16 protein-coding genes are annotated in these 18,211 nt (G+C 65.2%); 6 read left to right on the forward strand and 10 right to left on the reverse strand.

The window, feature by feature from the left end:
• Positions 1–35: 35 nt before the first annotated feature.
• Genes EV665_RS09690 through EV665_RS09700 form a run of 3 tightly spaced genes read left to right on the forward strand, consistent with a single transcriptional unit; the run spans position 36 to position 3,031 of the window.
• Positions 36–1,532 carry a sensor histidine kinase gene (locus EV665_RS09690; protein WP_133033935.1) on the forward strand — a complete coding sequence of 499 codons (1,497 nt, stop codon included), beginning with the start codon at positions 36–38 and terminating at the stop codon, positions 1,530–1,532.
• Positions 1,529–1,975, forward strand: a complete 447-nt coding sequence (locus tag EV665_RS09695) for a response regulator (RefSeq protein ID WP_064328717.1) — start codon at positions 1,529–1,531, stop codon at positions 1,973–1,975. The genes EV665_RS09690 and EV665_RS09695 overlap by 4 nt, the downstream gene beginning before the upstream one ends.
• A complete protein-coding gene (locus tag EV665_RS09700) occupies positions 1,976–3,031 on the forward strand; it encodes a sensor histidine kinase (protein ID WP_133033936.1) in 1,056 nt (351 codons plus the stop codon).
• A gap of 74 nt (positions 3,032–3,105) precedes the next feature.
• Here the strand turns inward: EV665_RS09700 and EV665_RS32290 are convergent, their stop codons facing one another.
• The 8 genes from EV665_RS32290 to EV665_RS09735 all read right to left on the reverse strand — a co-directional run bounded on the left by EV665_RS32290 (position 3,106) and on the right by EV665_RS09735 (position 10,471).
• Complete coding sequence (locus EV665_RS32290; RefSeq protein ID WP_162853019.1) at positions 3,106–3,282, reverse strand: hypothetical protein; 177 nt, start codon at positions 3,280–3,282, stop codon at positions 3,106–3,108.
• 216 nt (positions 3,283–3,498) lie between these two features.
• Positions 3,499–3,723: a hypothetical protein gene (locus EV665_RS09705; protein WP_133033937.1), complete on the reverse strand. Its 225-nt coding sequence runs from the start codon at positions 3,721–3,723 to the stop codon at positions 3,499–3,501.
• A gap of 77 nt (positions 3,724–3,800) precedes the next feature.
• Positions 3,801–4,040, reverse strand: coding sequence for a 30S ribosomal protein S21 (gene rpsU / locus EV665_RS09710; protein WP_064332379.1), 240 nt, complete (start codon positions 4,038–4,040; stop codon positions 3,801–3,803).
• Between the two features lie 73 nt (positions 4,041–4,113).
• Positions 4,114–4,401, reverse strand: coding sequence for a cold-shock protein (locus EV665_RS09715; RefSeq protein ID WP_133033938.1), 288 nt, complete (start codon positions 4,399–4,401; stop codon positions 4,114–4,116).
• 115 nt (positions 4,402–4,516) lie between these two features.
• A complete protein-coding gene (locus EV665_RS09720) occupies positions 4,517–4,726 on the reverse strand; it encodes a cold-shock protein (protein ID WP_064328721.1) in 210 nt (69 codons plus the stop codon).
• A gap of 339 nt (positions 4,727–5,065) precedes the next feature.
• Positions 5,066–7,273: an FAD-dependent oxidoreductase gene (locus EV665_RS09725; RefSeq protein ID WP_162853020.1), complete on the reverse strand. Its 2,208-nt coding sequence runs from the start codon at positions 7,271–7,273 to the stop codon at positions 5,066–5,068.
• 125 nt (positions 7,274–7,398) lie between these two features.
• On the reverse strand, positions 7,399–8,607 hold the full coding sequence (locus tag EV665_RS09730) for an acetyl-CoA C-acetyltransferase (protein ID WP_133033940.1): 1,209 nt from the start codon (positions 8,605–8,607) through the stop codon (positions 7,399–7,401).
• A 67-nt stretch (positions 8,608–8,674) separates the two neighbouring features.
• Positions 8,675–10,471 (reverse strand): acyl-CoA dehydrogenase C-terminal domain-containing protein, encoded by a 1,797-nt coding sequence (locus EV665_RS09735; protein ID WP_133033941.1) that lies wholly within the window; start codon positions 10,469–10,471, stop codon positions 8,675–8,677.
• A 492-nt stretch (positions 10,472–10,963) separates the two neighbouring features.
• Here EV665_RS09735 and EV665_RS09740 point away from each other — a divergent pair, with 492 nt between their 5' ends.
• The 3 genes from EV665_RS09740 (at position 10,964) to EV665_RS09750 (ending at position 17,096) form a co-directional block, all read left to right on the forward strand.
• Entirely contained in the window at positions 10,964–14,863 is a 3,900-nt protein-coding gene (locus EV665_RS09740; protein WP_133033942.1) for a peptidoglycan-binding protein, read from the forward strand.
• Positions 14,864–15,378: 515 nt separating this feature from the next.
• On the forward strand, positions 15,379–16,305 hold the full coding sequence (locus EV665_RS09745) for a sulfite exporter TauE/SafE family protein (RefSeq protein WP_064328726.1): 927 nt from the start codon (positions 15,379–15,381) through the stop codon (positions 16,303–16,305).
• On the forward strand, positions 16,302–17,096 hold the full coding sequence (locus EV665_RS09750; RefSeq protein ID WP_133033943.1) for a TIGR02186 family protein: 795 nt from the start codon (positions 16,302–16,304) through the stop codon (positions 17,094–17,096). Before EV665_RS09745 ends, EV665_RS09750 begins: the two co-directional genes overlap by 4 nt.
• Positions 17,097–17,099: 3 nt before the next feature.
• On the opposite strand, the gene EV665_RS09755 is transcribed toward EV665_RS09750, so the two are convergent.
• Positions 17,100–17,540 (reverse strand): universal stress protein, encoded by a 441-nt coding sequence (locus EV665_RS09755; RefSeq protein ID WP_133033944.1) that lies wholly within the window; start codon positions 17,538–17,540, stop codon positions 17,100–17,102.
• Between the two features lie 76 nt (positions 17,541–17,616).
• Positions 17,617–18,123, reverse strand: coding sequence for a winged helix-turn-helix transcriptional regulator (locus EV665_RS09760; RefSeq protein ID WP_133033945.1), 507 nt, complete (start codon positions 18,121–18,123; stop codon positions 17,617–17,619).
• Positions 18,124–18,211 lie beyond the last annotated feature (88 nt).

The raw sequence follows: 18,211 nt of genomic DNA on the forward strand, positions 1-18,211 counted from the left end.
CGCCGTCCTGTGGACGGCTTGAACCGGGGGGTTAGATGCCGATTTCGAACGCCGCCTTCGTGCGCTCGACGGTTATTCTGTTGATAGCAGGCATGCTTGCGTTGCTCGGCATCGTCGGCACGTCGCTCTGGCTCGTCAGCAAGGTGCAGGGCTATTTCGCCGGCTTCATCGAGGTGCGCGAAGCGCGCAGCGCCTCTGCCGACCTCCTGTCCATCCTGAAGGACGCGGAAACGGGCCAGCGCGGCTTCATCATAACAGGCGATATCGCGTTCCGGGCCCCCTATGACAGCGCGCTGCGCGGCGTCGCCGAGCAGGAGGAGGTCTTCCTCGAGAAGACGATGCGCCTGCCCGAATATGCCGGGCGGGCCAGGCGGGTCGGCGAGCTCGTCGAGCAGAAGCTGGCGGAGCTTGCCGCAACCGTCGATCTCATGGAACAGGGCCGCCAGGCGGAGGCGATCGAGGAGATCAAGACCGATCGCGGCCGCGTCCTCATGGACCAGCTCCGCGTCGAAATCGGCTCCATCATGAACGATGCGGACCGGCGTCTGGAGGAGAGCGTTGTCGATACGCTCCGGTCCGCCGGCGCGCTGCAATGGACGACGGTGATCGGCGCCATCGCCATCATCGGCGTGCTCGGCGGCGCGGCCGTCGTCGTCATGCAGTATACCCGCGATATCCTCGCTGCCCGCCGCGAGGTCGAGACGCTGAACGCCACGCTGGAAAAGCGGGTGGACGAGCGCACGGAGGAGCTGATCCGCGCCAACCAGGAGGTGCAGCGCTTCGCCTATATCGTGACGCACGACCTGCGCGCGCCGCTCGTCAACATCATGGGCTTCACCAGCGAACTGCAGGCCTCGCTCGCCTCCATCCAGAGCTACGTGCTGGCCGACGGCAAGGCGCCGAGCGAAGGCGACATCCTCGAGGCGCGCCGCGCGGCCTCGGAGGACCTGCCCGAGGCGATCGGCTTCATCCGCTCCTCCACCAAGAAGATGGACGGCCTCATCAACGCCATCCTGAAGATTTCGCGTGACGGGCGGCGGGAACTCAGGATCGAGCGCGTGGACATCAAGGCGCTCGTCGAGACGGGCGCGGCGGCCGTGGGTCACCAGGTCGGCGAATCCGACGGCGAGGTCACCATCGACGACAAGCTGCCGACCGTCATTTCCGACCGGCTGTCGCTGGAGCAGGTTTTCGGCAACCTCTTCGACAATGCGATCAAATACCAGGTGCCCGGCCGGCCGCTGCGCATCTCCGTCACCGCGAAGAATGGTGGCCGCGCCGGTTTCGTCATCGAGTTCACCGACAATGGCCGCGGCATCGCGCCCGAAGACCACGAGCGGGTCTTCGAGCTGTTCCGTCGCTCGGGCACCCAGGACAAGCCCGGCGAGGGCATCGGCCTTGCGCATGTGCGTTCACTGATGCGCAATCTTGGCGGTGATATCGTCGTCCGATCCGAACTCGGGCAGGGGACGACCTTCGTGCTTCGTCTTCCGCCCGACCTCAGCAAAGTTGTCAGGAGTATGCAGGCATGAACGGACTGGGTAAGGAAGTCACCATCGTCATGATCGAGGATGATGAGGGCCATGCGCGCCTCATCGAGAAGAACATCCGCCGCGCCGGCGTGCACAACGAGGTCGTGCCCTTCACCAACGGCACCGATGCGCTCGATTTCGTGCTGGGCAAGGACCGCTCCGGCCTTGCGAGCGCCGGCAAGTTCCTGCTGATCCTGCTCGACCTCAACCTGCCGGACATGTCCGGCATCGATATCCTCCAGCGGATCAAGACCAATGCCCACACCAGGCGCCTGCCGGTCGTCATCCTGACGACGACGGACGACGAGCGGGAAATCCAGCGCTGCTACGATCTCGGCGCCAATGTCTACATCACCAAGCCGGTGGAATACGAGAGCTTCGCCCATGCGATCCGCCAGCTCGGCCTGTTCTTCTCCGTGATCCAGATCCCCGAGACGCAGTAAATGAAGGAAGGCGCCGTCCGCATCCTCTATATCGACGATGATCCGATCCTCGCGCGGCTCGCCGAGCGTGCGCTCGGCCGTCTCGGTTACGAGGTGCTGCATGCCGAGGACGTGGAGCATGGCCGTGCGCTTTTCCAGGACGGTGGTTTCGATGCCGTCGTGCTCGACCACTTCCTGAAATCCGGCACCGGCCTTGCCTTCCTGAAGGAACTCGTCGATGCGCCGGGTGCCGTGCCGGTCGTCTATGTGACGGGCTCCGACGACGCCCAGGTCGCCGTCGAGGCGCTGAAGGCGGGCGCGGCGGATTATGTCATCAAGTCGGTCGGCGACGACTTCATGCCGCTTTTGGCCAATGCACTCGGTCAGGCGCTGGAAAATGCCGAGCTGAAGCGTGCGAAGCTCCGCGCCGAGCAGGAGATCCGCGCCGCCAAGGAGCGGGCCGAGGTGCTTCTGGCCGAGGTAAACCACCGTGTCGGCAATTCGCTGGCGCTCGCCGCCGCCCTCATCCGCCTCCAGATGTCGAGCGCGTCCGACGAGGCGGTGAAGGAGGCCTTGTCGGAGACGCAGGCCCGCATCACCGCCATCGCGGGCATCCACCGCCGGCTCTACACATCGGAAGACGTGCGCCATGTAGATATGGGCGCTTATCTCTCGACGCTGCTTTCCGAACTCGACACGTCGATGAAGGGCCAGGGCTGCAACGTGCGGCTCAACCGCATGCTGGAACCGCTGCATGTGCCGACCGACCGGGCCGTCTCGCTCGGCGTCATCGTCACGGAACTCGTCACCAATGCCTTCAAATATGCCTATGGCGATATTGGCGGCGAGGTGCGTGTCGGCTTCACCCGCCTGGACCCGGAGACCGCGCTGCTCTTCGTCGAGGACGACGGCATCGGCTGGCGCGGCGATGGTCCGGTGCGCGGCACCGGCCTCGGCTCCAAGATCATCGGCGCCATGGCCACGAGCCTCGGTGCCAGGCTCGCCTATGCCAGCCGCACCGTCGGCACGCGCGCGGAACTGCTGGTGCGCATGGCCGATGCCGCACGGCAGGCATAGGGCGGAATACCGCACGACAAAGGACCCGGATGCAGGGACATCCGGGCCTTCGGGGAGGTCGGCGGGAAAGGCGCTTACTTGCAGACCTTGATCTTCTTGATGATCACGTTGCCGTAGTAGTCGTAGGACTTCACCTTCTTGATGAAGCAGTGCGGCTTGTAGCCGTAGCTGTAGTAGCCGGCCTGCGAGGGGGCGGCGAAGGAGATGGCGGCAACGGCTGCGATGGCGGCGGAAACGATGATCTTGCGCATGGGGTCTCTCCTGATCGGTTGGGGATGAGCCTCTCTCATCCGGTGATCAGAAGGTCTCACATCGCCGCGCCCGCCGCTGTTCCGCAGGAAACAGGAAAAATGCCGCATCGCCCGGGACGATGCTGCGCGGCTGACTTCGAGCGCAATTCCAGAAAAAGGGCGACGCGGTTTTGCGTCCCGCATCGCGGCGAAGCACGCCAAAGGTTGGCGGCCGGCTCAGAGAGTTGCGGAGGCTGCGCGCTTGCGGGATTTGCGGGCCGGCTTGGGCTCTGCCTCGACGGGCTCCTGCTGCAGGCGCAGGGCGCGCAGCCGGGCGGTCTTCTTTTCCCGCTCGGTCGCTTCGGCAGCGATGATGGTGCGGGCCGTCTGGTCGGTCGCAGCCGCCTTGTCCTGCGCAGAAAGTTTGACGGGGTTGAAGAATTTTTCCTTGGTCGCGGTCATGACGTCTCCTTTCTGGAGTGAGGTCCGACAGGACGGGCCGGGCGGCGGACTGCGTCACCCGGCGCGCTGATGGATGGTCAGCGGGCGGGACGCGCCGCACGCTTGGGCGCGGGCAGCAGGCCTTCGCGCTGCAATTTCTTGCGGGCGAGCTTGCGTTGGCGGCGAACCGCTTCGGCCTTCTCGCGGACCCGTTTTTCGGACGGCTTCTCATAGGCGCTGCGCGCCTTCATTTCGCGAAAGAGGCCTTCGCGCTGCATCTTCTTCTTCAGCACACGAAGCGCCTGGTCGACATTGTTGTCTCTGACGAGAACCTGCACGATATGTCCTTTCTCTCGCGGCTTGCGCCGCATTGGGGTCGATATGCCGCCGCTCGCCTCCGGAGCGGCCGCGTCACTTTCCGATGCGAATGCTCGACGGCTTCAGCCAGGGACCGCCCTTGCCGGCGGCGGCTGTCGCCGTCTTGCGCGACGCAGGGGCGGCGGTTTCATCGGCATCGATGTCGCTATGGACGATGCGCCGCTCGAAATTCTCGTTGTCGAGCTGCACCCGATACTGGGCTTCTCCATGGTCGGCCGGCAGAACGCTGACGATCCGGCATGTCCGCTCGCCCGTCGCCGTACGGGTCAGGCCGGCCTTCAGAACGACGCGATCGCCGACGGCATGAGTTTTCCGGCTCATGACCTTCTCCTTCGGGGCTATGGAAACAAAAAGGCCGGGTGTGACCCCGACCTCTTCCCGTCACTCAAACGCTCTGCCGCCAGTACATCCGTGGTCGGCGGGCGGAATGACAATCTTAAACGGCGCGAAGGTTGTCGGCCGAGCTCTTGCCGGACTTGCGGTCGCGGACGATCTCGTAGCTGACCTTCTGGCCTTCGGCGAGCGAGCCGAGGCCCGAGCGCTCAACGGCGGAGATGTGAACGAACACATCCGTCGCGCCATCGTCAGGCTGAATGAAACCGAAACCCTTGGTGCTGTTGAACCACTTTACGGTACCTGAATTCATAACGATATCCTTTCCATCGCTAGTGTAATCGGACGATATCTTGTCCGTTTTGATCGATCTTGAAAGGAAATCTGACAGAGCTTGAAGGCTCAAAGACAAAGGTCGCAAGCAGTTTTCGACATGTTCTATATAAAGTTTATTCGCGAAAACGCAATGGTTGGCCGGAATTTTTCTGACGGCCCCCGAGGGAAAAGCCGAAAAACGCAACGATTCGCTGATTTTATGTCGAGCTGGATTTATGGATTCGACAGTTTTATTTTCGCGCCCGTGGATGAAACGCAGGCATCGGACGAAGAAAGGATGGCGCCGCGCCATCCTTTTCCTGTCGATGCGCCTGCTTCAGGCCGCCTTCTTCGCCTCCGGTGCGAAGCGGCTGTAGAAGGTCTCGCCCTTGGCGGCCATGTCCTTCAGCAGCGGCGTCGGCTGGAAGTGGCTGCCGTATCGGGCGGCAAGCTTCTCGCAGAGCTCCACGAAGGTCTTCACGCCCATGCCGTCGATATAGGAGAGCGTGCCGCCGGTATAGGGCGCGAAACCGAAGCCGAGGATGGAGCCGACATCGGCCTCGCGCGGATCGGTGACGATGCCCTCTTCCATGGTGCGGGCCGCTTCCAGCGCGATGGTGGCGAGCAGGCGCTGCTTGAGCACCTTCACATCGACATTTTCGGGCTTCTGCTGCGGATAGAGGTCTTTCAGCCCCGGCCACAGCTTCTTCTTCGCCGGCTTCGGCGGATAGTCGTAAAAACCCTTGCCGGCCTTGCGGCCGAGACGGCCTTCGCCTTCCACCAGCTTCGTCACCAGTTCCATATGGCGCGGATCGACCGATTCCGGCCCGAGATCGGCGATGGAGGCCTTGAAGATCTTGTAGGAGAGATCGACGGCCACCTCGTCATTGAGCGACAGGGGGCCGACCGGCATGCCGGCCATCTTCGCCGCATTCTCGATCATCGCCGCCGGTACGCCTTCGATCAGCATGTCATAGGCCTCCGCCATGTAGCGGAAGACGCAGCGGTTGACATAGAAACCGCGCGTGTCGTTGACGACGATCGGTGTCTTCTTGATCGCCGCGACATAGTCGAGCGCCGTGGCGAGCGCCCGATCACCCGTCTCCTTGCCGAGGATGACCTCCACCAGCATCATCTTGTCGACCGGCGAGAAGAAGTGGATGCCGATGAATTGTCCGGGACGCTTCGAATTCTTCGCAAGGCCTGATATCGGCAGTGTCGAGGTGTTGGAGGCGAAGATGGCGTCCTCGCGCAGCACCGCCTCGATCTTCTCCGTGACCTCCTTCTTGACCGTGCGGTCCTCGAAGACCGCCTCGATGACGAGGTCGGCATCGGCGAGGCTGGCATAGTCGGGCGTCGGCGTGATGAGGGAGAGCAGCTTTTCGCCCTCTTCCTTCGTCATGCGGCCCTTGCCGATCGCACCGGTGACGAGCCCTTGCGAGACGCCCTTGCCCTTGTCGGCGGCCTCCTGGTCGCGGTCGATCAGCACGACCGGAATGCCGGCGGCGGCCGTCACATAGGCGATGGAGGCACCCATGAAGCCGGCGCCGACGACGGCGACCTTCCTGAACTCCGCCTTCGGCTGGCCCGCCGGGCGGCGCGCGCCCTTGCCGAGTTCCTGCATGGAGACGAAGAGCGACCGGATCATCGAAAACGCTTCGGTCGTCTGGAGGATATGGGTGAAGTAGCGCTGCTCGATCCTCAGCCCCGTCTCGAAGGGCACTTGCAGGCCCTCATAGACGCATTTGAGGATGGCGAGCGCGCCCGGATAATTGCCCGCGGTCTCGCGGCGCAGAATGGCGGGCGCTGCCGGCCAGAGCTGCGCGGCGGCCGGCGTCCAGATGCCGCCGCCCGGTGCCTTGAACCCCTTTTCATCCCAGGGCTGGACGGGCTTCAGGCCGTCCTTGATCATCTGCTTTGCCGCGGGGATGAGCTGGTCCGGCTCGACCACCTGATGCACGAGGTTCATCGCCTTGGCGCGCGCGGCCGTCAGCGAGGAGCCTGTCGTCATCATCTGGAGGGCGTTCTGCGCATTGGCAAGCCGCGGCACGCGCTGGGTGCCGCCGGCGCCCGGGAAGAGGCCGACCTTGACTTCCGGCAGCGCGATCTTGACCGACTTGGCGTTCGAGGCGACGCGGCCGTGGCAGGCGAGCGACATTTCGAACGCGCCGCCCATGCAGGTGCCGTTGATGGCGGCGACCCACGGCTTGCCGCAGGTTTCGAGCTTGCGGAACAGCCAGGTCATGCGCCCGGTCGCCTCGAAAAGCTTTTCGACGGCGGTGGCCGGGTCCTTCGCCTTCGCCTCCTTCAGGAGATCGAAGCTCGCCTGGATCATCGAAAGATCGGCGCCGCCGGAGAAGGAGCTTTTTCCGGAGGTGATGACGACGCCCTTGACCGCGCTATCCGCCACGACCTGGTCGACGATCTTTTCCAGCTCGTCCATCACCTCGATGGTGAAGACGTTCATCGACTTTTCCGGCATGTCCCAGGTGACGAGCGCAATGCCGTCGGCGTCGGTCTCGATGGTGAAATTCTTGTGGCTCATGATGGGATTCCTCTTCCCTGAAATCTTTTGCGGAGCGGCCGGTTGCCCCTCATCCGCCTGCCGGCACCTTCTCCCCGTGAACGGGGAGAAGGGACATGCCGCGCCGTCGCCGTTCCCCCTCGCCCTCAGACCCGTTCGACGATCGTCGCCGTGCCCATGCCGGCGCCGATGCAGAGCGTGACGAGGGCGGTGTTGAGGTCGCGGCGCTCCAGTTCGTCGAGCACGGTGCCGAGGATCATCGCGCCGGTGGCGCCGAGCGGATGGCCCATGGCGATCGCCCCGCCGTTGACGTTGATCCTGTCATGCGGGATGTCGAAGGCCTGCATATAGCGCAGCACGACGGCGGCGAAGGCCTCGTTCAGCTCGAAGAGGTCGATGTCGGACAGCTGCATGCCGGTGCGGGCGAGCAGCTTTTCCGTGACATCGACGGGGCCGGTCAGCATCAGCGCCGGATCGGAGCCGATATTGGCGAAGGCCTTGATGCGGCCGCGCGCCTTCTTTCCGAGGATGTTGCCGCCTTCCTTCGAGCCGAGCAGCACGGCGCTAGCGCCGTCGACGATGCCGGAGGAATTGCCGGCATGGTGCACATAGGTGATGCCCTCGATTTCCGGATGGGCCTGGATGGCGACGGCCTCGAAGCCGCCCATCTCGCCGGGCATCTGGAAGGAGGGCTGGAGCTGGGCGAGCGCCTGCATGTCCGTGCCGGGGCGCATGTGCTCGTCATGGGCGAGGATGGTGAGGCCGTTGATATCCTTCACCGGCACGACGGATTTTTCGAAATAGCCGCTCTGCCAGGCATGGGCGGCGCGCTTCTGGCTCTCGACGGCATAGGCATCGACATCGTCGCGCGAAAACCCGTATTTCGTGGCGATGAGATCGGCCGAGACGCCCTGCGGCATGAAATAGGCCGGGAAGTTGACCGAGGGGTCCATGAACCAGGCGCCGCCCGACATGCCGAGCCCGATGCGCGACATGCTCTCGACGCCGCCGGCGATCACGAGGTCGTCGGCCCCTTGCGCGATCTTCGCCGCGCCGAAATTCACGGCGTCGAGGCCGGAGGCGCAGAAGCGCGAGATCTGCATGCCCGGCGCGCGGGTCGAATAGCCGGCTTCGAAGGCGGCGGCCTTGGGGATCACCGCGCCCGCATCCATGACGGGATCGACGCAGCCCATGACGATGTCGTCGACTTTCGCCGTATCGAGCCCGTTGCGGTCGCGCACCGCCTCCAGCACCTTGGCGGCGAGGCGGACGGACGGCACTTCATGCAGCGAGCCGTCCTTCTTGCCGCGCCCGCGCGGGGTGCGCACATGATCGTAGATGAAGACGTCGGTCATTGGTCTCTTCTCCCTGGGCGGCGCAGCGGCGCCGTCAAACTCGCAATGGATCGTCTGATTCTAGAGGCTAGAACGCCTCGGCCGAAAGCGCCATCATCGTCTCGGCGCCGGCCTCGATGCGGGTCTTGCGCAGCGCCGTTTCCGGCATCAGCCGCTCCATGAAGAATGTTGCCGTGACCAGCTTGTTCTTCAAAAAGTCTTCGCGCTCGCCCGCGCCGGCCGCAATTCCGTCCTCGGCGGCTTTCGCGATCTTCGCCCACATATAGCCGATGACGACGAGGCCGAAGAGATGCATGTAGTCGGTCGAGCCGGCACCGGCATTGTCGGGCTTGGCCATGGCGTTCTGCATGAACCACATGGTTCCGGCCTGGAGATCGTTCAAGCCCTTCTTCAGGTGCTTGGTGAAATAGGCCAGCTTCTCGTCATTGCGGTTCTCCTCGCAGAAATCGCCGATCTCCTTGAAGAGCGCCATCACGGCGCGACCGCCGTTCATGCCGAGCTTGCGGCCGACGAGGTCGAGCGCCTGGATGCCGTTGGCGCCCTCGTAGATCATGGCGATGCGCGCGTCGCGCACATAATGGCTCATGCCGTGCTCTTCGATATAGCCGTGGCCGCCAAAGACCTGCTGGGCCATGACGGCGTGGTCGAAACCCTTGTCGGTCAGGACGCCCTTGAGGATCGGCGTCATCAGGCCGAGCAGGTCGTCGGCGGCCTGGCGTTCCTTCTCGTCGGCGGCGCGGTGGGCGATGTCGGATTTCAGCGCCGTCCAGAGCGTGAAGGCGCGGCCGCCCTCGGTCCAGGCCTTGATGGTCATCAGCGTGCGGCGGATATCCGGGTGGACGATCAGCGGATCGGCCTTGCCATCGGGGTTCTTGACGCCGGAGAGCGAGCGGCCCTGCAGGCGCTCGCGGGCATAGTGGGCGGCGTTCTGGTAGGCGATCTCGGCGATCGACAGGCCCTGCAGGCCGACGCCGAGGCGGGCCTCGTTCATCATCACGAACATGGCGTTGAGGCCCTTGTTCTCCGCGCCGATGAGGAAGCCTTTCGCCGCGTCATAGTTCATGACGCAGGTGGCGTTGCCGTGGATGCCCATCTTGTGCTCGATGGCGCCGCAGGACACGCTGTTGCGGTCGCCCGGCGTGCCGTCGTCCTTCAGCAGGAATTTCGGCACGATGAACAGCGAGATGCCCTTGGTGCCCTCGGGCGCGCCCTCGATGCGGGCGAGGACGAGGTGCACGATGTTGTCGGACATGTCGTGCTCGCCGGCGGAGATGAAGATCTTCTGGCCGGAAATCCTGTAGGAACCGTCGCCCTGCGGCACGGCCTTGGTGCGCAGCAGGCCGAGATCGGTGCCGCAATGGGGCTCCGTCAGGTTCATCGTGCCGGTCCAGGTGCCCTCGACCATCTTCGGCAGGTAGGCGGCCTTCTGCTCGTCGGAGCCGTGCACGAGGATCGCGGCGATCGCGCCCTGCGTGAGGCCCGGATACATGGTGAGCGCCATGTTGGCCGAGGACATGTATTCGCCGACGGCGGTGTGCAGCACGTAAGGAAGGCCCTGGCCGCCGAATTCCTCCGGCACCGCAAGGCCGATCCAGCCACCCTGGCGGTAGAGGTCGTAGGCGGCCTTGAAACCCCTGGGGGTCGTCACCGTGGCGTCGTCGTGGCGCTTGCAGCCCTCCTGGTCGCCGGAAAGGTTGACCGGGAACAGCACCTCTTCTGCCAGTTTCGCGGCCTCGCCGGCGATCGCCTCCAGCATGTCGCCCGTGGCATCGGCAAAACCGGGCAGGTTGTTGTACCGTTCGAGCGCCAGGACGTCGTTCAGGATGAAAAGCGTGTCATTCACGGGGGCCTTGTAGATCGGCATGCTGGGGTCCTCACCTGTCCCGCGGACATGGGTCCGCTCCTTGAGATCGGATACTATAAAACTTTGACGTTTGCGTAAACGTCAAAACACAGTCGCAGCGAAATTTTCGTCGAACGGGGAGGGACGGCGGGTGGGCGAGGCGGCGGCGGATGGCTCGTCCCGCGCCCATGGCTGTGCCGCTAACGGTCGCCTTTCCTTCCGAAGGCCATTCTATGAGCAAATCGTTAAAAAATTTCCGGGGCGATTAACCCCTTGTTTACCATGTTTCATGAATTGTGACGCCTGAGGGCGTGGGATCGGGAATCATTTCGGCATCCCTTTGTAACGGCCGGACGGACGGTCCGGTACAGACAGGGGCGATACTGTTTCCCATCGCGCATGCAGTGTTTGACGGCGGGGATCCGCCGGCGTGGAAGAAGGGGCGCAGCCGGGCGGCAGTGCCTTCGGAAGTATCTCCCGGCAGGCCGCTCGGCCGCCAAAGCGAGGCGAAAGATGAACGGATCGCGAAACCCGCAGCGTCACGGCGAAAGATCCTCGCTCGATGCGCTCAATCGCACCATCGAGGGGTTGGAAGCCCGCATCGAGGGCCTGATGGCGGGCGGGCGCGAGGCGCGCGGACGCGGCGAGGAGCGTTTCGCGCCGCGCGGCGAGCAGCCCCGTTATGAACCGGCGCGCGCGATCCCGCTGCGCGACGATCCGGTTTCCGAAATCGTGCAGCGCCAGCGTGCCATCGAAGGCGGCCGCGAACGCGTCGCCCAGCGCCTGGAGCGCCGTCCGCTGTCGGCCGACCACCATGCCGCCGCCCAGCAGGCCCACGCCGCCTATGGCGGCGCTCAGGCAGGTGCCGCCCATGGCGGCCAGCAGGTTCATCCGGCCTATGGTCATCAGCAGGCTGCGCCCGCCCGCGCGGACAATTCCGTCGAGGACATCGCCAAGGCGCTCGTCTCGCTGCGCCAGGACCTGAAGAAGGACATCGCCGACGGGCTGGAGCGCGAGATGCAGTCGCTGCGCTCGGAGATCCGGGGCATCCGCCAGATGGCCGAAGGCCGCGACAACAATGACGACCTGCGCGAGGAATTGCTGCGGCTGTCCACCGGCATCAACCAGCTCGGCCGTCAGTCCGGTCAGACGGAAAGCCTGCGCGTCGAATTCGACGAATTGCGCTCCGTGCTCGACGGGCTCGCCCGCGAGGATTCCGTGCGCCGCATGGAGGACCGCTGGAATGGTGTCGAGAAGAAGCTCTCGATCTTCGACCAGACGCGCGACGACGAGCTGGTGGCGCTTGCCTACCGGCTGGACGAGCTGAAGAGCCAGATCGGCGCGGTGAGCGCCACGCCGGCCATCCATGCGCTGGAAGGCAAGATCGAGACCATCGCCCGCGCCATCGACATGCTGGCCCGCCAGGCGCAGCCGGATGACGGCCGGTTCGTTTCCGCCGTCACCTCGCAGTTCGAGGGGCTGGACACCCGCCTCGACGAGATCAGCCGGGCGATCGCCGCGGCCGGCCGCATGCAGCAATCGTCCATGGCCGACAACGGCATGATGCAGCGCCTCGAAGGCCGCATCGCCGATCTCGCCGGCCAGCTCGATCTCATCGCCCATCGCCCGGACCCCGCCCCGGACCAGGGCCTTTCCCTGCGCATCGAGGCGCTGGCGAGCCGCATCGAGGACTTGTCGAACGAACGCGCGGCGCTGCGCCTCGAAGAACGCATCGAGCACCTCTCGCAGATGCTGGAGCAAAGCCAGCAGGCCGCCCCTGCCCAGGGTGGCGAGGAGCTTGCCTACTACCTCTCCGACATTTCCCGCAAGATCGACGCGCTCGACCAGGGCAGCGTCAACGACCAGCTCGCCGAGCGGCTGGATGCGCTTGCCCGCCGCATCGACGGCCTCGACGCGCCGACCGGCAGCCCCTTCCAGGACGACCGCTTCGCCCATATCGAGGATCGCCTTTCGGCGATCGCCGACCGGCTCGATGCGACCAGCGTCGCCCCGGCGGGCGACCATGAGGCATTGCGCGGGCTGGAGGCGCAGATCGCACATCTCTCCACGCTGATCAGCACGCCGTCCGCCGCGGTCGCGCAGATCCCCTCCGAATTCGAGGGCCGTCTTGCGACGATCGAGGACTACATGGCGACCAATGACGAATATATCGTCGAGGCCGCCCGCCAGGCGGCGGAAGCCGTGATGGAAGCCTACCGCCATGCCGGTCCGGCCACGGCCGCCGGCAGCGACATGGAAGCGATCGCCGGCCTTGCCGACGACCTGCGCGCCCTGGAGGAGCTGACCCGTTCGAGCGAGGAGCGCACCGCGCGCACCTTCGATGCGCTGCACGACACGCTGGTGCAGATCGCCGGCCGCCTCGAACAGCTCGACGCCCCGCACGACACCTTCGGCCGCCGCGAGGCCGCCATGCCGCGCGCCGAAATGCCGGCGATGGACGTGGAGCGCCACGCTGCCCCCGTCTCCAGCATCTACGGCAACGACTACCCTTTTGACGATGACGGCTTCGGCGCCCGCGAGACCCGCAAGGCCGAAGCCGAGACGCCGCAGGAGGAAAGCCGCTTTGCCGAGATCGAGGTCGAGACGATCCCCGTTCCCGAGCGTCCCGCCCCGGAAGAGGCGCTCGCGGACGAGCCCGTTGCCCTTGCCGCCGACCAGCCGGCCGAGGCCCAGCCCAAGTCCGGCCTGCTCGCCGGCCTGAAGCGTCGCTTCGCTCCCGGCCGCAAGGAAGCCGTGCCGCCGGCCGAACGCCAGCAGATCGACCCGACGCCCTCGATCGACCCCACCGACGAATTGGCGCCGGAAGAGGCGAACCAGTTGCTGGAGCCGGGCTCCGGCGTGCCGGACGTGCGCCGCATCCTTGAGCGCGTGCGGGCCGGCCAGGCTTCGGGAAGCCGCGCAGCAGGCGGCAGCGAGGGCGAGAAGGCCGATTTCATCGCCGCCGCCCGCCGTGCCGCCAGGCTTGCCGCCGAGGAGACCGACACGATCTCCCGCGTCGCTCCGGCCCGGAAAACGGAAAAGCTGGCGAAGGGCGAGAAGCCCGCTTCGGCGCTGTCGCGCCATCGCCGGCCGATCCTCTTGGCTGTCGGCGCCGTGCTCTTGGCGATCATGTCCTACCCCCTGGTCAACACGCTGGTGGCCGGCGACGAGGCACCTGTCGTCGTTGAACAGACCGCCATCACCGCGAACGAGACGGTCCCGGTCGAGACCACGACCGGCACCGGCGAGGCCGTGACCGCCAACACCGCCGCGGCGCCTGTCGTCGGCGAGGAGGCCGTGACGGATCCGGCCCCGGTCGAGAATGGCGATGTGGAGAGCGGCGATGCGCGCGGCCTTGGCGACACGCAGACGAATGCCGGCGCCGAGCGGACGTCGACCGATATTTCGGCGACCGGCAGCGACGCGCTGACGGCCCCGGTCGAAATGACCGACGGTGCCGCGACCGCCGGCTTCGAACCGGTGACGACACCGGAAACCGCCGTCGTCGAAGAGACCCAGCCGGTCGACCAGACGCAGACCGCGGCGATCGTCGTTCCGGAAGCGATCACCCCTGCCTCGCTCTCGAAGGCGGCGACCGACGGCGATCCGCTGGCGCTGTTCGAGATCGGCGCGCGCTATACGGAAGGCCGCGGCATTGCGATGGACCTTGCGGAAGCCGCCCGCTGGTACGAACTTTCCGCCGCCCGCGGCTTTGCGCCCGCCGAATACCGCCTTGCCAATCTCTACGAGAAGGGCCAGGGCGTCGAGCGTGACCTGCCGCGTGCCCGCGAGCTCTACGAAATCGCGGCGAACAAGGGCAATGCCAGCGCCATGCACAACCTCGCCGTTCTCCTGGCGACGGGCGTCGGCACCCAGCAGCCGGATTTCGACGGCGCGGCCAAGTGGTTCCAGAAGGCCTCCGAATTCGGCGTGCGCGACAGCCAGTTCAACCTTGCCATCCTCTATGCGCGGGGCAACGGCGTGACGCAGGATCTGGAAGAATCCTACAAGTGGTTCGCCATCGCCGCCCGCGACGGCGACGGCGATGCGGCGCAGAAGCGCGACGAGGTGGCCAATGCCATGCGTCCCGAGCAGCTTTTCAGCGCCAAGGCGAAGGCGGAGCTGTGGAAGCCGCAACCGCTCGACGAGAAGGCCAATTCGGCGGACCTGCCGGATGAATGGGTCGGCAAGCCGACGAAGACCGCCAGCGTCGACATGAAGAAGGCGATCCGCAACATCCAGGCGATCCTCAACAACAACGGCTTCAACGCCGGCACGCCCGATGGCGCGATGGGCAAGAAGACGGTCGCCGCCATCAAGGCCTTCCAGAAGTCCGTCGGCCAGAAGGAAACCGGCGAGATCGACGACGCGCTGGTGACGGAACTCCTGAAGCGCAACAAGCAGCCGAGCTGATCGGCGGATTGCCGGAGAGGCCCTGAAAACGGCTTCTCCGGTTGACTTGTCCCCACCCTGCGGGCATGACGCTCACCACGGCGCGGCACACCGTTCACGATGTGCTACGGACGCTGTGGCATTTTGTATTTGCCGCTTGATCTCATCCTTAAATCGGCCCCGATTTCAGGAATGATGCGGTAGAAATTTTCATGTCGCCCCAAGATGATACGCGCTCGACAAACGTTATCATCAGGGAAGGTGGCAAACGCAGTTCCAGCAAGGCTGCAAAATGCGGTCTTGTGTCCGGAATCGCACAGAAGAACAGGGCGCACCCAGACGCTGCGCCCCGTGACCGATCCTTGCATGATGCAAGGCGCAACCGGCTGCCGGAGGGGTCCCCTCCTTCACGCGGCGGGGCGCTTGCGCATATGCGCAACCTGCCGGGGAGAGCCGCGACGGCAGGCAAAACGGCCAGCGGCCGCCGGATGTTTTGAGCCCGCGCAAGCGGAAAATTTGCCGATCGGGGTATTGTTGTGACTGTCTATCTGCCCATTGCAGAGCTCTCGGTGAACATCTTCATCATTCTGGGCATGGGCGCGGCCGTCGGCTTCCTTTCCGGCATGTTCGGGGTCGGCGGCGGCTTCCTCATCACACCGCTCCTCATCTTCTACAACATACCGCCGATCGTCGCTGTCGCGACGGGCGCCAACCAGGTCGTCGCCTCCTCGATATCGGGCGCCCTCTCGCATTTCCGGCGCGGCACGCTGGATGTGAAGCTCGGCACGGTGCTGCTCTTCGGCGGCCTCGCGGGCGCCACGGTCGGCATCTGGATCTTCTCGCTCCTGCGCAGCGTCGGCCAGCTCGATCTCGTCATCTCGTTGCTCTATGTCGTGCTGCTCGGCACCGTCGGCATCCTGATGCTGCTCGAAAGCATCCGGGCGCTGCGCCGTGCGGCGAAAAACCAGCCCGTCTCGCTGCGCCGGCCCGGCCAGCATAGCTGGGTGCACCGCCTGCCGCTGAAGATGCGTTTCAAGAAGTCGAAGATCTATCTTTCCGTCATCCCGGTCGTCGGCCTCGGCTTCGGCATCGGCATCCTCACCTCCATCATGGGTGTCGGCGGCGGCTTCATCATGGTGCCGGCCATGATCTATCTCCTGCGCATCCCGACCAATGTCGTCGTCGGCACCTCGCTGTTCCAGATCATCTTCGTCACGGCCTATACGACGATGATGCAGGCGACGACCAACTATTCGGTCGATATCGTGCTCGCCTTCATCCTGATGGTGGCGGGCGTCATCGGCGCGCAATACGGCGTGCGCGTCGGCCAGAAGCTGCGCGGCGAACAGTTGCGTGCGCTGCTGGCGCTGCTCGTCCTTGCCGTCGGTGCCCGCCTTGCCGTCGATCTCGTCGTCACGCCGGCCGATGTCTATTCCGTCGTCAGCGAGGGGGTCTATCGATGAGAGCCGTCGCTGCGCTTCTTCTTGCCCTGGGCCTTGCCCTTCCCGCTGCCGCGCAGGTGCTGGAGGACAGGCCGGTCGAGTTCCCGGAAAAGCTCGAGATCGGCATCTCGACGGACGAGATCGCGATCTCCTCGGATTTCCGCGGCGCGGACCTGACGATCTTCGGCGCCATCGAAGGCTATGACCCGTCCCTGCTCGCCCAGCGCAAATACGATATCGTCGTGGCGCTGGAGGGGCCGAAGGACAACAATACGGTGCGCGTGAAGGAGCGCATCTTCGGCATCTGGGTCAACCGCCGCTCGATGACCTTCGAGCTCGTGCCGGAATCCTATTCGCTGTCGAGCACGCGGGACGTGGAGACGATCGCCGAGCCGCCGGTGCTCAACGGCGTCGGCGTCGGCATCCAGCACATCCGCCTTTCGCCGATCGGCTATGTCGGCGACGGCAGCACCATCACGGAGTTTCGCGAGGCCTTCCGGCGCCTCAAGGAGAGCGGCGGCTTCTACCAGCGCGATCCGGGCGGCGTGCAGTTCATCAGCGCGAGCCTGTTCAAGGCGACGGTGAAACTGCCGGCAAGCGTGCCGAACGGCACCCACGTCGTGCGCGCGCATCTCTTCCGCGATGGTGTCTTCATTGCCGAGAAGGCGCTGCCGCTGCGCGTGATGAAGACCGGCATCGAGCAGATGATCTCCAATGCCGCCTACAACAATGCGCTCGCCTACGGCGCCTTCTCGGTGCTCCTCGCCCTGCTCACCGGATGGCTGGCCAGCATCGTCTTCCGCAAGGACTGAACGTCAGGAGCGGTAGACCAGGACCGGCACCTTGGCGTGGCTGAGCACCTTCGTCGTGACGCTGCCCATCAGGAAGGCGCTGACGCCGCGCCGGCCGTGCGAGGCCATGGCGATCAGGTCGCAGTCCTTTGCCTTGGCGGTGTCGACGATCGCCTGCCAGGCATCGCCCGCCGTCACCTGCAGCGTCTCGACCGGCACGCCGGCGGTGCTCGCCTTCGTCTCGACGGCGCCGAGGATGCGGATGCCATCCTCCTTCACATGCGCTTCGTAATCCGCCCTGAGATTGACGGTCGCGCCGGGGGTCACGGGCAGGAAATGCAGCGGCTCGGCCACCGTCAGCACCGTCACCTTCGCGCCGAGCGTCCTGGCGAGCTGGAGCGTCTGGTCGATGGCAGCGGTGGACAGGTCGGAACCGTCCGTGGGAACGAGGATATGCTTGTACATGGTGCAGCCTCCTTTTTGTCCAGACTAGAGCCGGCGTCCGGTGCTGCCTTGATGGAAATCAACCTTGAGGCTTTCGTCAAGCGCCGGCTGCGGCCATGCTCCGGGCGACGGTCGCCTCATAGGCGGCCTGCAGCTCGTTGAAGACCGAGCGGGCAGGGCGCGGCGCGCCGAGATGGATCGCCCGCAGCTCCTCCATGAAGGCTTCCCACAGCGGCGCGCCGCCCTCTTCCAGCAGCTCCGCACGGATCGACAGGTCCTCCGTCACCGGCAGGAAGCGCCGGCCCCAGGCGCCCATCATGGCGAAGACCGGCACCAATGCGATGCCCATTTCGGTGAGGCTGTAGAGCGCCTTCTGCTTGTGGCTCGGATCGTCCGCCTTGCTGATGAGGCCCTCGTCGACGAGGCGGCGCAGCCGGTCCGCCAGGATGTTGGAGGCGATGCCTTCCTCCGATTTCGTCAGGAGCTCGCGAAAATGGCGGCGGTTGCCGAACATCATGTCGCGCAGCACGATCAGGCTCCAGCGGTCGCCGAGGATTTCGAGCGTCAGGTTGATCGGGCAGCCGGAGCGGCGGGTATCTTTCATCAGGTTCTCCAAAAACTGCTTGCATATTACAACTGGTTTCGCTATCCATCAACCAGTTGCAAATCGCAACTGGTTTAAAAGCGGGCGG

The sequence above is a fragment of the Shinella granuli genome (assembly GCF_004341885.1).
Classification (GTDB): domain Bacteria; phylum Pseudomonadota; class Alphaproteobacteria; order Rhizobiales; family Rhizobiaceae; genus Shinella; species Shinella granuli.

What these genes read in the sequence shown, in the direction of transcription:
- EV665_RS09755 (WP_133033944.1), bottom strand. Translation starts at nt 17,540, where the DNA reads ATGTACAAGCATATCCTCGTTCCCACGGACGGTTCCGACCTGTCCACC.
- EV665_RS09760 (WP_133033945.1), bottom strand. Translation starts at nt 18,123, where the DNA reads ATGAAAGATACCCGCCGCTCCGGCTGCCCGATCAACCTGACGCTCGAA.
- EV665_RS09730 (WP_133033940.1), bottom strand. Translation starts at nt 8,607, where the DNA reads ATGACCGACGTCTTCATCTACGATCATGTGCGCACCCCGCGCGGGCGC.
- EV665_RS09715 (WP_133033938.1), bottom strand. Translation starts at nt 4,401, where the DNA reads ATGAGCCGGAAAACTCATGCCGTCGGCGATCGCGTCGTTCTGAAGGCC.
- EV665_RS09705 (WP_133033937.1), bottom strand. Translation starts at nt 3,723, where the DNA reads ATGACCGCGACCAAGGAAAAATTCTTCAACCCCGTCAAACTTTCTGCG.
- EV665_RS32290 (WP_162853019.1), bottom strand. Translation starts at nt 3,282, where the DNA reads ATGCGCAAGATCATCGTTTCCGCCGCCATCGCAGCCGTTGCCGCCATC.
- EV665_RS09740 (WP_133033942.1), top strand. Translation starts at nt 10,964, where the DNA reads ATGAACGGATCGCGAAACCCGCAGCGTCACGGCGAAAGATCCTCGCTC.
- EV665_RS09735 (WP_133033941.1), bottom strand. Translation starts at nt 10,471, where the DNA reads ATGCCGATCTACAAGGCCCCCGTGAATGACACGCTTTTCATCCTGAAC.
- EV665_RS09695 (WP_064328717.1), top strand. Translation starts at nt 1,529, where the DNA reads ATGAACGGACTGGGTAAGGAAGTCACCATCGTCATGATCGAGGATGAT.
- EV665_RS09750 (WP_133033943.1), top strand. Translation starts at nt 16,302, where the DNA reads ATGAGAGCCGTCGCTGCGCTTCTTCTTGCCCTGGGCCTTGCCCTTCCC.
- EV665_RS09720 (WP_064328721.1), bottom strand. Translation starts at nt 4,726, where the DNA reads ATGAATTCAGGTACCGTAAAGTGGTTCAACAGCACCAAGGGTTTCGGT.
- EV665_RS09700 (WP_133033936.1), top strand. Translation starts at nt 1,976, where the DNA reads ATGAAGGAAGGCGCCGTCCGCATCCTCTATATCGACGATGATCCGATC.
- EV665_RS09725 (WP_162853020.1), bottom strand. Translation starts at nt 7,273, where the DNA reads ATGAGCCACAAGAATTTCACCATCGAGACCGACGCCGACGGCATTGCG.
- EV665_RS09690 (WP_133033935.1), top strand. Translation starts at nt 36, where the DNA reads ATGCCGATTTCGAACGCCGCCTTCGTGCGCTCGACGGTTATTCTGTTG.